This is a genomic window from Kitasatospora sp. NPDC041917 (assembly GCF_055589745.1).
This window is the reverse complement of sequence record NZ_JBVJBI010000050.1, coordinates 43,697-55,373: the sequence shown is the minus strand read 5'-3', so window position 1 is coordinate 55,373 and position 11,677 is coordinate 43,697. Positions and strand designations below refer to the sequence as shown.

Annotated in this window: 14 protein-coding genes; 3 read left to right on the top strand and 11 right to left on the bottom strand. The window is 74.3% G+C overall.

The genetic code is table 11. The annotated features are described in order from the left end of the window. Nucleotides 1-140: 140 nt before the first annotated feature. A complete protein-coding gene (locus ACZ6EM_RS35670) occupies nucleotides 141-341 on the bottom strand; it encodes a hypothetical protein (protein ID WP_465774226.1) in 201 nt (66 codons plus the stop codon). 113 nt (nucleotides 342-454) lie between these two features. Between ACZ6EM_RS35670 and ACZ6EM_RS35665 the strand changes: the two genes are divergently transcribed. The 3 genes from ACZ6EM_RS35665 to ACZ6EM_RS35655 all read left to right on the top strand — a co-directional run bounded on the left by ACZ6EM_RS35665 (nucleotide 455) and on the right by ACZ6EM_RS35655 (nucleotide 2,516). Further along, nucleotides 455-1,294, top strand: a complete 840-nt coding sequence (locus ACZ6EM_RS35665) for a helix-turn-helix domain-containing protein (protein WP_452178975.1) — start codon at nucleotides 455-457, stop codon at nucleotides 1,292-1,294. After that, entirely contained in the window at nucleotides 1,284-1,490 is a 207-nt protein-coding gene (locus ACZ6EM_RS35660; protein ID WP_452178974.1) for a DUF397 domain-containing protein, read from the top strand. Before ACZ6EM_RS35665 ends, ACZ6EM_RS35660 begins: the two co-directional genes overlap by 11 nt. A gap of 507 nt (nucleotides 1,491-1,997) precedes the next feature. Further along, a complete protein-coding gene (locus ACZ6EM_RS35655; RefSeq protein WP_401055127.1) occupies nucleotides 1,998-2,516 on the top strand; it encodes a hypothetical protein in 519 nt (172 codons plus the stop codon). A gap of 57 nt (nucleotides 2,517-2,573) precedes the next feature. Here the strand turns inward: ACZ6EM_RS35655 and ACZ6EM_RS35650 are convergent, their stop codons facing one another. The 10 genes from ACZ6EM_RS35650 to ACZ6EM_RS35605 form a co-directional block, all read right to left on the bottom strand. Then, a complete protein-coding gene (locus ACZ6EM_RS35650) occupies nucleotides 2,574-4,046 on the bottom strand; it encodes a hypothetical protein (protein WP_401055128.1) in 1,473 nt (490 codons plus the stop codon). A 355-nt stretch (nucleotides 4,047-4,401) separates the two neighbouring features. Next, complete coding sequence (locus tag ACZ6EM_RS35645; protein WP_465774225.1) at nucleotides 4,402-4,545, bottom strand: hypothetical protein; 144 nt, start codon at nucleotides 4,543-4,545, stop codon at nucleotides 4,402-4,404. 104 nt (nucleotides 4,546-4,649) lie between these two features. After that, nucleotides 4,650-5,444, bottom strand: coding sequence for an MBL fold metallo-hydrolase (locus ACZ6EM_RS35640; protein ID WP_452178972.1), 795 nt, complete (start codon nucleotides 5,442-5,444; stop codon nucleotides 4,650-4,652). 204 nt (nucleotides 5,445-5,648) lie between these two features. Then, nucleotides 5,649-6,581 (bottom strand): alpha/beta hydrolase, encoded by a 933-nt coding sequence (locus tag ACZ6EM_RS35635; protein ID WP_452178970.1) that lies wholly within the window; start codon nucleotides 6,579-6,581, stop codon nucleotides 5,649-5,651. After that, the gene (locus tag ACZ6EM_RS35630; protein ID WP_359911886.1) at nucleotides 6,578-7,279 is read right to left on the bottom strand and encodes an indole-3-glycerol-phosphate synthase; all 702 of its coding nucleotides are present in this window, start codon (nucleotides 7,277-7,279) and stop codon (nucleotides 6,578-6,580) included. The genes ACZ6EM_RS35635 and ACZ6EM_RS35630 overlap by 4 nt, the downstream gene beginning before the upstream one ends. Then, on the bottom strand, nucleotides 7,276-7,995 hold the full coding sequence (locus ACZ6EM_RS35625) for a phosphoribosylanthranilate isomerase (protein WP_452178969.1): 720 nt from the start codon (nucleotides 7,993-7,995) through the stop codon (nucleotides 7,276-7,278). Before ACZ6EM_RS35625 ends, ACZ6EM_RS35630 begins: the two co-directional genes overlap by 4 nt. Then, the gene (locus tag ACZ6EM_RS35620) at nucleotides 7,992-9,137 is read right to left on the bottom strand and encodes an acyl-CoA dehydrogenase family protein (RefSeq protein WP_359911892.1); all 1,146 of its coding nucleotides are present in this window, start codon (nucleotides 9,135-9,137) and stop codon (nucleotides 7,992-7,994) included. Before ACZ6EM_RS35620 ends, ACZ6EM_RS35625 begins: the two co-directional genes overlap by 4 nt. 173 nt (nucleotides 9,138-9,310) lie before the next feature. Further along, nucleotides 9,311-9,685, bottom strand: a complete 375-nt coding sequence (locus ACZ6EM_RS35615) for an ectoine synthase (protein WP_452178968.1) — start codon at nucleotides 9,683-9,685, stop codon at nucleotides 9,311-9,313. Continuing rightward, on the bottom strand, nucleotides 9,679-10,563 hold the full coding sequence (gene trpA / locus ACZ6EM_RS35610) for a tryptophan synthase subunit alpha (protein ID WP_401055925.1): 885 nt from the start codon (nucleotides 10,561-10,563) through the stop codon (nucleotides 9,679-9,681). The genes ACZ6EM_RS35615 and trpA overlap by 7 nt, the downstream gene beginning before the upstream one ends. Further along, complete coding sequence (locus tag ACZ6EM_RS35605; RefSeq protein ID WP_465774224.1) at nucleotides 10,556-11,677, bottom strand: hypothetical protein; 1,122 nt, start codon at nucleotides 11,675-11,677, stop codon at nucleotides 10,556-10,558. The genes trpA and ACZ6EM_RS35605 overlap by 8 nt, the downstream gene beginning before the upstream one ends.

Genomic DNA, 11,677 nt, shown 5'->3' with positions numbered 1-11,677 from the left:
TCAGGCGGCCGTCCGCCCAGTCGACTTCGAGCGTGGGGAGCTCGACGCCGCCGAGGGCGAGGACGGTGGCGAGGTCGTCCAGGACGTCGGCGGCCCGCCGGCGCTGCTCGGCGGTCGCGCGGGAGAGGGTGGAGGACATCTCACTTCTCCCCGGGCCGCTTGTGGACCTCGAAGGCGCGCCAGGCGCTGTACGCGTCCCCGAAGAAGACGAAGGCGGCCGGCTCACCGGTGGCGCCGCGGAGCCACTCCCCCGTCATCTCGTTGCGGACCCGGTAGCGGTCGGCCGTGGTGTCGAACCGGACGCCGTAGCCGTGGAGGCGGGTGGCTTGGTCGTGGGGCATGGGGAACCCTCTGCGATCGGAGTTTCACGTTCTGTGCATATGGTGGCCTGGATTCGCCTAGCATCGGAAGCGCAAACAACTTGACTTCGAGGCCACGTTGAGTCGGAGCCCCCATGGTGAACATCAAGGAAATCGACCCGTCATCCAGCCCCTGGGCCCCCTTCGGCATCCAACTCCGCAACTCACGCAAGGCGAAGGGCCTCCTGCAGCACCAGCTCGCGCGCAAGTGCGGAGTCAGCGCCTCGTACGTCTCGTTCGTTGAACTTGCGCACCGACCGCCGAGTGAAAAGTTTGCTACCAAGGCCGACGAAGTCCTGGAAACGGGCGGGACGTTGATGCTGATGTGGTGGCAGCACAAGCACACCGCGCTCGTGCCGGGCTTCCCGGAGTACGCCAACCACGAGAACCGCGCCGCAGAGGTGCGGCTGTTCTCGATCGACATCGTGTCCGGGCTGCTGCAGACCCATGCTTACGCCGGCGCTTGGGAAGCGGCCAACATCAGGCGCGGCACCGCGACTCCCGAACAGGCCGAGGAACGGGTCGCATTCCTCATGACGCGCCAACAACTCCTGGCCCGCACTCCGACCCCTCTACTTCATGCAGTTCTCGATGAAAGCTGCCTGCGCCGACCTGTCGGCGGAACGAAGGTGATGATCGAGCAGCTACAGCACCTTGAGCAGCTTGCCGCCTCCCCGAGCGTGATCATTCAGGTCGCCCCGTACTCCCTGGGCGAGGAACGGCCTTTCAGCTCCCATGTGACCCTGCTGACCATGCCCGACCGCAAGTTGCTCGGGTACGGCGAGACCGAAGTCCGCGGTTATCTTGATCGCGATATCGACACTGTCCTTCCACTGTTCAGGGGCTACGATCGGCTTCAGATCGAGGCACTGAATCAGGCCGCATCTATGGAGATGATCCGTGCGGTACGGAAGGGCTATGAGGATGGATGTTGACCTGACCCACGCCGGCTGGCGGAAGAGCACCTACAGCGGGGGCCAGAACGGCTGCGTGGAGGTCGCCGACGGCTTCAGCGGTGTCATGCCTGTGCGTGACTCCAAGGACCCCAACGGGCCGGCCCTCCTCTTCCCCTCCCCCGCCTGGCGAGCCTTCGTCGCCGCCGTCCGCACCGGCGAGTTCGACGCCAGCTGATCGCATGTCAGGCGCCGCCACCCCTCTCCCGGGGTGGCGGCGCCGAACCCTCGTTCGCGTCCGACGAGATGGGCGAGGTGCACGCTCGCCCGGACACCCGGCACAGGAAGTCGGCCCCGCCGACTTCCCGCTCCACCGCCCGGCCGTTCTCCGTCACCGCCGTCCGCGCGGGCGAATTCGGCACCCCCTGACGGAACTTGCGCGCCGCCGCCCGCCTCGGGGCGGCGGCCCGCGGACGAACCCCCTTCTCCCGCACCGCCGCACCGCGCGTCCCGTCGCGGGGCCGGCCACCGCGCGTGCCGTCGAGGACGGTCCGCAGCGGGCGGTCCCGAGGGGACGGCCCCGCCGCCGCGCGCGCACGCCTCCCGCGGGAAGCCGGCCCGGCCGACGGCAGGCGAGGATCCGTCAGCGGCGGGCCGGGGGCGGGAGTCGCGCCCCGGCCCGGCACGGTGTCGCAGGCGACTGGCATGCTGGGATCAAGAGTTGCCACCAGGACGAGGGGGTCGGATGCCGGACAAGGTCAGGCCGCTGCGCGCGGCACCACGGCTGGGCACGGTCAACGGATTCGGGCGCACGATGCTGGGCAAGACCCGCGTGGACGCCCGGGGCGCCTGCTTCGCCACCCGCTGGTTCACCGTCCTGATGCTGCCGATCCGGCCGCTGGGCCGCTACTACGTCCAGGAGGGCGAGACGGTCGACGTCCCCGGACGAGGCGGCGCCTCGACGACCACCACCGAGTACGTGTTCCTCGGCGAGGCCGAGCTGCGCGCGAGCGAGGCGATCCGCACCTACCTGTTCTGCTGGCTGGTGGTACCGCTGGTCGTCGCCGGCCCCGTGACGCTCTTCGGGCTCAACGCCGACGCGTTCAGCCACGAACACCCGATCCTCTTCCTCCTGCTGCTGCTCGGGCTCCCGATCGTCGGCATCATCGCGCTGGCGTGGCTACTGGTCCTCAACCAGAAGTTCCTCGCGCCGGTGCGCGTGCCGCAGTGGGTCGAGGGCGGGCCGGCGAACCGAAGGCCCTGAGGACGCGACGGCCCGAGGCCCTGGCGGCGGCATCGGCCCCGGGCGGGTCCGCGACGGCTACAGGCCCGCCCGGGTCAGCAGCCGCTCCATGTGCTCGACGGGGAGCACCGGCGAGGCGGCGGCGGCCCGCGCGACGTGTTCGGAAGGGTCGGCGAGCAGCCGCAGCAGGGACGGGAGCGGGAGGCTGCGGTGGGAGGCGACCGCCCGGCGGACACGCTCCTCAAAATCGTCGGCCAGCTGCTCGGCGACTTGCGGGGGCAGGTCCGGATCGCGGGGCGCCAGCGAGCGCAGCCGGGGCTGGGGGTCGGTGGCGAAGCGGCGCAGGGTCTCCGGCGGCAACGGCAGGACCCGCGCCCTGTCCCACCAGAACGTGAACTTGTCGCGTCCGCGGTAGCGGCGCTCGATGTCCTCGGCGGTCGCCGGGTCGACCAGGTGCGGGGCGGTGTGCGCCATGGTGAGGCGGACCATCTCCTCCTCGTCGCCGAGCAGTCGGGCCACCGCCTCGGCGGGAAGGTCCCTGCCGGCGGCCGCGGAGACCCGGAAGCAGATGTAGGGCGAGTCGAGGTGCGGCAGCGGATCGGCCGTCACCCAGTCCAGGCGCAGGATCCGTAGTTCCGTGGGCGCGAAGGAGTTCTCGTACCACTGCAGGAGGGCTTCGTCGTCGGCGTCGGGGTCCGGCTCGGCCGTCGACTGCGCGAGCTCGTGGACCGAGGTGTGGATCCGTGCCCGCTCGTGCTCCGGTGTGTCGGGCCGGGCGAAGACCTTCACCCGCACGCTCGGGGCCGGATCGACGGCCAGGGCCTCGCGCAGCGACGGCGGCAGGTCGGGATGCCGGGCGAGTTCGGCGCGCACGCCGCTGTCCGGGTCCTCGGCGAGCCGCCGGGCGGTGTCCGCGTCGAGGACGGCGTGGACCACCGCGCCCGCCCGGGTCACCGGGTCCGCCAGCAGTGTCGGCAGCAGATCCGCGGGCGGTACCGGATGCGGCAGGTGCGCGAAGCAGGTGGAGCAGGCGGCGGCGCGGACCTGCGGCTCGGGGTCGGTGAGCAGGATCCGGCGCACCGCTTCCGGGGCCCGCGTCCAGTGCTTCGCCAGCGCGGCGCGGACCGCGGGGTCGGGGTCGGCCGCGAGGCGGGCCCTCAGGTCGGGCGGGGTGCCGTCCTCCTGGGCCAGGTACTCGCGGACCTTCGGCGCCGGATCGTCGACGAGCTGCTCCAGCATCCGCCGCGGTGCGGTCGCGGCGCGGACGGCGAGCGCGGCCCGCACCCCCTCGTCCGGGTGGGCGGCCAGACGCAGGCGGAACCGGTGCGGCAGCCGGTCGTTGAGGGCCAGGCCGTGCAGGAGCCAGTGGTCGTCGGTCGCGATGATCTCGTCGATCATCTCCTCGGTGAGGTCCGCACGACCCGCCACCTTCCCGAGTCCGTGCCGCCGGGCGAACAGCCGCCGGACCATCGCGGCGGGCAGGGCGGGGTTCGTCGCCAACCCGTCCATCACGTGGTCGAGGTGGACCGGATTCGGGTCGTCGGCGTCCATGCGGCCAGGATGTCAGGCGCTCGGCGATGCGCCGCCGCCGGGCCCCGCCCGCACACCGGCCCGGCCTGTCGAGCTCGTTGAACCCGTCGAAGGCGGCCGCGGCCGGCCGCGCCGTCACCGCTTCCCCGTGCGGCCCCGGATGTGTACGGCTGCGCCCGGTGTGCCGCGCGCCGCCCGCATCCGCGGGTCCTCTCGCGGGTGCGGGCGGCGCCCCGGGACCTCCTCGGGGCCCCGGGGGCCCGGCCGGGAGCGGCGCCGGTCCGGGCTGCCCCCTCGGCTTCCCCGGTGGGCTGGGCGCATGCGCCGCTGTGCGGGCCGATGTCCACGACGTGCCGCCGACCGGGCCGCGCCCGGGCTAGAGCCCGCCGCCGCAGCCCCCTCCACAGCCTCCCCCGCAGGACGCGGCGCCGCAGCCCCCGCCCATGCCCACGCCGCCGCTGCCGTGGGTGGTGGTGCGCCGTGCGGCCATGCCGTGGCCGCCCGCGACGACTACCGACATGCGGGCACCTTATGGGCCCGGTGCCCGCCGGCGGGTCCCCGCCGCGCGGGGGCCGGGGCCGTCCGGGCGGTGGCGGGCCCCCGGGGCCCGCGGGGCCGGGGGGCTCAGGCGGCGACGAAGCGGCGGTGGCCGTCGGCGGCGAGGATGCGGCCGAAGCGCATGCCGGGGAAGTGGGCGGCGACGAGGAGGTCGTCGGTGTCGGCGGCCCGGTCGGCGATGCGGTTGCGCGCGGCGGAGGCGGCGGCGGGGTCGATGTCCCAGACGACCTGCCAGTCGCGTTCGGCGAGTTGGACGACGGAGTGGACGACGTCGCCGAGCAGCAGGGCGCGCCGGGTGCCGGAGGAGAGCACGTAGACGGTGGTGCCGGGGGTGTGGCCGGGGGTGTGGAGGGCGTCGATGCCGGGGGCGAGGGTGACGTCGGTGTCGAAGAGTTCGAGTTGTGCCTCGACGGGGGCGAGTTTGGCGACGGCCTCGGGGGTCGCGGCCTGGCCGGTGACGAAGTGCTGCCAGTCGGCGCGGTGGGCGCGGTAGGTGGCGTGGGGGAAGACGGGCCGGTCGTGGACGGAGGCCCAGCCGACGTGGTCGAAGTGGAGGTGGGTGAAGAGGACGTCGGTGATGTCGGCGGGGGTGACGCCGTGGGCGGCGAGGGAGTCGAGGAGCGCTCCGCCGCGGTAGCGGCCGTCGTCGTGGGGGCCGACTCCGGCGTCGACGAGGACGGTGCGCCGCCCGCTGCGTACGAGGAAGCCGCCCAGGGGCAGGGTGAGGGTGCCGTCGGGTTCGAGGTGGTGCCGGTGGCAGGCCCAGGGGTCGTCGGTGCCGGGGCGGGTGAGGATGTCGGCGGCCCTCTCGGTGCCCGTTCCGTCGGTGATCGCCAGGACTTCGATGTCGCCGATCCTCATGTGCGTGCCTTCCTGTGGCCGGCCGTCGGTGTGCCCGCGGCGGGACCGGGGGTCCGTTCGTGGGCTGTCGACGGCAACCTTCCGGGGCGGCGGGGGATTCCCGTGCTCGGCGCGCGCGGGGGGGGCGGGCCCCGCCGTCCCCTTGCCCGGGGGGACGGCGGGGCCTTCCCTGCCACCCTGCGCCAGGTGGTCGGTGGGCCCTCGTCAGACGGTGGCGAGGGCGGGGGCCGGCGCGGCGGCCGCGCCAGGGGCCGGTGCGGCGGGGGCGGTGGGGGCGGTGGCGGGCCGGGTGAGGCAGTCGTCGGTGAAGGCGAGGGCGCGCAGGTGGTAGGGGCGGGCGGCGTGGCCCAGGGAGAGGTTGTGGCCGGCGCCGTGGGCGGTGACCAGGTGGGCCAGGCCGGTGGGGAAGGCGGCGGTCAGGGCGGTGCGGGAGGCCTCGTCCAGGCGCCACCAGTGTTCGTGTTCGGCGAGGGTCAGGCGCACGGGGACGCGTACGCGGGCGGCGAGGGCGCTGTAGCGGGCGGGCCAGGTGGCCAGTTCGCGGGATTCGAGGGCGGGGACGGGGGTGAGCAGGGTGCGGGCGGCGTGGAAGGTGCCGGGCGGGTAGAGGTTGAGGGGGCCCCAGTTGAGGCGGCCGCCGCCGGCGAGGTCGTCGGGGCGGTCCCAGGCGCCGGGGGCGTAGTGCTGGGCGAGGCCGGAGATGTCGCAGCCGAGCAGGGGCAGGCGGGGGTTGTCGGGCCAGTGGGCGGCGAGTTGGAGGGCGATCTTGCCGCCGAAGGAGTGGGCGAGGAGTTGGACGCCGGCGCCGGTGTCGTGGGCGCGGGCGTAGTCGGTGAGGGCGGCGTGGAGGGTGGCGGCCTGGTCGGCGATGAGCTGGCCGGCCGGCAGGCGGTGGGCGGAGGCGCCGTGGCCGGGGCGGTCGACGGCGAGGACGGTGTAGCCGAGGTCGGCGGCGAGGGTGAGCAGGCTGGTGTCGGGGTGGGCGGGGCCGGCGAAGTAGGCGGCGCGCATGCCGCGGCCGTGGACGGCGAGGAGGACGGCTTTGGGGGCGCGGTCCTCGGGTTCGGCGACCAGGGCGGACAGCGGGATGCCGGCGGCGTCCAGGACCAGGGAGCGGGTGCGCAGGTCGTTCCTCACGCGGCGACTCCGGTGCGGGCGTTGTCGAGGTCGGCGAGCCAGCCGGTGAGGTCGGGGTTGCGCATGAGGGAGGTGCCGATGAGCAGTGCGGCGTAGCCGGCGTCCAGGAGGCGGGCGGCGTCGGCGGGGTCGGTGATGGCGGAGGCGGAGACGGGGGCGCGGCAGCCGGCCGCGCGCAGGGCGGGCAGCAGGCGCAGGCTGCGGCCGAGGTCGCCGCGGTCGCGTTCGCGGGTGCGGATGTCCTTGTTGTTGACGGCGACGACGCAGTCGGCGATGCGGGGCAGGGCGTCGAGTTCGCGCTCGTCGGTGATCTCGACGAAGGGGGTCAGGCCGAGGTCGAGGGCGCTGGTGACCAGGCGGGCGAGGGAGGTGGCGGGCAGCAGGGCGGCGGTGAGCAGGACGGCGGAGGCGCCGAGGGCGCGGGCGGCTTCGAGTTGGGCGGGGCGGGTGAGGAAGTCCTTCTGCAGGACGGGCAGTTCGGTGGCGGCGGTGACCTCGCGCAGCAGGCGGGGGGTGCCGCCGAACCAGCGGCCGGTGACGACGGACAGGCAGGGGGCGCCGGCCTGTTCGTAGCGGGTGACGAGGTCGGTGACGGTGCGCGGGCCCAGGAGGTCGGTGCCGTGGGGGTCGCGGAGTTTGACTTCCATGACCAGGGGGCGGGCGGCGGTGAGCAGCGCGTCGATGAAGCTCGGGCTCATGCGGTCGTCTCCTGGAGGCGCGGGTGCCAGGCGCGGGTGAGGGCGGTGACGTTCTCGTGGGTGAAGCGGCCGGTGCGGTCGCGGGCGGCGGAGTCGATGTCGGCGCCGGCGTAGAGGGGGTGGTCGGTGATGGTGCGGTAGGTGTCGCGGTTGGTGGTGTTGAGGCCGCCGGCGAGGAGGAAGGGGATGGTGAGGCGGGGCAGCAGGGCGTGGACGTGGGCGGGGTCCAGGGGTTGGCCGGTGGAGCCGACGCGGCCGTCGTCGGTGACGGTGTCGAGGAGGAACAGGTCGGTGCCGGCGCGGGCGAAGGCGCCGGTGAAGGCGCGTTCGAGGCAGCGTCCTCGGGAGAGGTGGAGGACTTTGACGAGGACGGCGTAGGGCAGGTGTTCGCGCAGTTCGGCGACGAGGGCGGGGCTCTGGTAGGCGTGGAGCTGGATCCAGCGGATGCCGGTGGCGCGGGCGAGGGCGGCGAGGGTGGGGGCGTGGTCGAGGAAGGTGACGAGGACGGGTTCCAGGCCCAGGCGGATGGCGGTGGCGGCGAGGTCGGCGAGGCGGTCGGCCTGGAGGTCGGCGGGGCCGCCGGGGATGCCGTGCCACAGGCCGACCAGGGTGGGGCCGGTGTCGGCGAGGAGGGTGAGGTCGGCGCGGGTGCGGGCGCCGCAGACTTTGAGGTGGCCGCTGCGGGTGGGGGCGTGCGGGGCGGCGGGGGCGGTCATTTGCCGAGTCCGAGCATGGCGGCGATGCGGTTGTACTGGATCTCGTTGCTGCCGGAGTAGATGGTGCCGGCGACGGCGTTGCGCACGTCCTTCTCCAGTCCGTATTCGGACATGTAGCCGTTGCCGCCGAAGACCTGGACGGCGGCCAGGGAGGTGGCGAGGTTGGATTCGCTGGTGAGGAGTTTGGCGATGGCCATGTCGACGGTGACGTTGTCGCCGGCTTCCAGTCGCTGGGCGGTGTCGTACAGCCACTTGCGGGCGGTTTCCAGGCGGATCTTGGTGTCGACGATCTTGTTGGCGACGGACTGGTAGGAGCCGATGGGTTTGCCGAAGGACATGCGGGTCTTGGCGTAGTCGAGGCAGCGGGCGAGGCGGTGCTGCATCTCGCCGGTGTTGACGATGAAGGTGTAGAGGATCTCGCGTTTCATGACGTGGTCGAGGACGAGGAAGCCGCCGCCGACGCGGCCCAGGACGCGGTCGGCGCCGACGCGGACGTCGTCGAGGTAGAGCTCGGAGAGGGGGGAGGTGCGCAGGCCCATCTTCTTGACGGGGTTTCCGGTGGTGAGGCCGGGGGTGTCGGCGTCGACGAGGAAGGCGGTGACGCCGAGGGCTCCGCCCTGGGGGTGGGTGCGGGCGTAGACGACGACGACGTCGGCGACGGGGCCGTTGGAGACGAAGGTCTTGGAGCCGTTGAGGACGAAGTGGTCGCCGTCGCGTACGGCGCGGGTGCGCATCTGCATGGCGTCGGAGCCGGATTCGGACTCGGTGATGGCGTGGGCGCCGATGGCGTCGCCGGAGGCGATGCGGGGCAGGTAGGCGTCCTTGAGGGCGGGTGAGCCGAAGGCCTGGAGGGGGACGCCGGTGGAGGCCATGGAGGTGGTGACGGAGAAGTTGAGGCCGCCGTCGCGGCAGGTCTGGCCGAGGCCTTCGAGGACGTACATGGTGGTGAGCAGGGACTGGCCCAGGCCGCCGTGGCGTTCGTCGAAGGGCAGGGAGAGGATGCCGGTCTTCTGGATCAGGCGCCACTTGTCGTGGGAGAAGGCGGCCTGTTCGTCGCCTTCGATGTGGCCGGCGCTGAGGTCGTCGCCGAAGCGGGCCAGGCCCTCGCGCAGGGCCGTCTGGTCGGCGTTCCAGCGGATCATCGGGGGTGCCGCCTTCCTCCCGGGCCGTTGGGGCCCGGGGTGGCAGGCCGGCGCCCGGTGGCGCCGGCTGACGTCGGTTCCAGGGCCCGTGCGGGGGCCCGGGCCCCCGGGCGGTGGGTGGGGGCGGCGGGCCCCGGTGGGGCGCGGGGTGCCTGGCGGGGGTGCCTTGGTTCTTAGTAGGCGGAGGAGGAGTGGGCGTCGAGCTGGTGGACCTCGTCGCCGCGCAGGGCCGGGGAGAAGACGCAGACCAGGCGCAGGTCCTCCTGGGGGCCGGCGACCAGGTAGTGGGCGTCGTGCTCGTCGAGGGCGTAGAGGCGTCCGGGGGTGATGGGGTGGGAGTTGCCGTCCATGTCGATGACCTCGCCGGAGCCGGCGATGCAGTAGCAGGCCTCCAGGTGGTTGCGGTACTCCAGGCGGGACTTGGTGCCGGCGTTGACGATGGTGTCGGTGAGGCTGTAGCCGAGGTTGTCGCTCTCGACGAGGAAGCGGCGGGACAGGCCGTTGCCCCACTCGACGGTCTTCACGTCGGCCAGGTCGCGGATCAGCATGCGGGTTGTTCCTCTCGGGTGGTGGTGCCGGGGGTGGTGGGGGTGTGCGCGGTGGCGCGGGGTCCGCCTCTTGCGTCCGGGTGAGGGGGGCGGGCGGGGCGGAGGTCGGTGAGGAAGGCGCGCAGTTCGGTGACGGCGTCCAGGCCGTGGGCGGCTGCGTGTTCCAGGCGGGCGACGGCGGCGGAGCCGACGATGGCGGCGTCGGCGCCGGCGGCGGTGACGGCGTCGAGGTCGGCGGCGGTCCTGACGCCGAAGCCGACGGCGACGGGGGTCGCGGGGGCGGTGGTGCGCAGGGTGGCGACGGTGGTGGCCAGGGCGCGGTGGCCGGTGGTGGGGGTGGTGCCGGAGCGGCCGTAGTGGGCGACGAGGTAGACGTAGGCGCCGGTGGCGTCGCGGGCGGCGGCGGCGAGGACGTCGGGGGTGGAGGCGGGGTAGCAGGTGGTGACCTGCGGGAGGCCTTCGTCGCGCAGGGCCTGCTGCCAGGCGGGGCGCAGGCGTGGGGGCAGGGCGTGGACGAGCAGGGCGCGGGCTCCGGCGGCGGTGGCGGCGCGCGCGGTGGCGGCGGGGTCGCGGTGGCGCAGGCTGTGGCTCCAGTCGGCGAGCAGGACGACCTTGAGGTGGCGCAGCCGGGGGGTGAGGTCGGTGAGGTCGGCGAGGACGGTGTCCCAGGTGGTGCCGGTTTGCAGGGCGCGGGCGGCGGAGCGGCGGATGACGGGGCCGTCGGTGGGCGAGTCGGGGAAGGGGACGGCGAGTTCGAGGACGTCGACGCGCTGCTCGTCGAGCATGAGGGCGAGGTCGGTGAGGCGGTCGGCGGGGTCGCCGGCGTTGAGGAACAGGGCGAGGCCGGGGCGGTCCTGGGGGAAGAGGGGTTCAGGCACGGGTGGCCTCCGGTCGGCGGGCCGCGGGGTCCGGGGCGGCGGTCTTGGCGGCCGGTGCCTCCGGTGCCGCCGGTGCCGCCGGTGCCGCGGGGCGGGCGGGGCGGCCGGGTGCGGTGGCGAGGCGTTCGGCCAGGGCGCGGGGGGTGCCGTCGGCGAGGGCGTCCAGGGCGGCGTTGTAGGCGGTGTTCCAGTGGGTGTGGCGGCCGGAGGCCAGGGCGAGGGCGGCGGCGTTGAGGGCGATGGTGCGGGTGGCGGTGGTGCCGGCCTGTCCGGCGAGGGCGCGCAGGAAGTGGCCGGTGAGGTCGCCGGGGTGGGGGGCGAGGTCGGCGAGGGTGCCGCTGTCGGGGGCGACGCAGCCGGCGGGCAGGTGGACGGTGCCGGTGGGGGTGTGCAGGGTGTTGTCGGCGAAGGGCAGGAGTTCGTCGGCGCCGGTGCGGTTGTGGGCCAGCCACACGGTGCGGGCGGGCAGGCGGGCGGCCAGGGGGCGCAGGGCGTCGAGGGCGGCGGGGGTGGAGACGCCGGTGAGCTGGGCGGTGACGGGGACGGTGGCGAGCAGGGGGCCGAGGGTGTTGAGGAAGGCGCCGAAGGGTTTGAGGGTGAGGGGGTAGAGGGTGCGGGCCAGGCGGGTCAGGGGCGGCGGGTAGACGTGGGGGCCGGCGAAGGCGATGTTGTGGCGGGCGAGGTGGTCGGCGGTGGCGGCGTGGCCGGAGGTGAGGGTGATGCCCAGGCGCTCCAGGAGGTCGACGGAGCCGGCGGCGCTGGTGTAGGCGCGGGAGCCGGTCTTGACGACGGGGATGCCGATGGCGGCGGCGGTGAGGGCGGCGGCGGTGGAGAGGTTGAAGGTGGCCGGTCCGCCGCCGGTGCCGACGATGTTGACGCTGTGGGGGTGGGCGGGGCCGGGGTGGGGGGTGCGTTCGGTGAGCGAGGTGACCAGGGCGGCGAGGGTGTCGGGGTCGGGCAGGCGGGTGGTGAGGCCGGCCAGCAGGGCCGCCGCCTGGGCCCGGTCGGTGTCGGCCGGGCCCAGGGTGCGGTGTTCGAGCTGGTCCCACCACGAGTGCCAGGCCTCGGCGTCGACGGGGCGGGCGGCGAGGAGCGCGGTGAGGGCCGGGTGCAC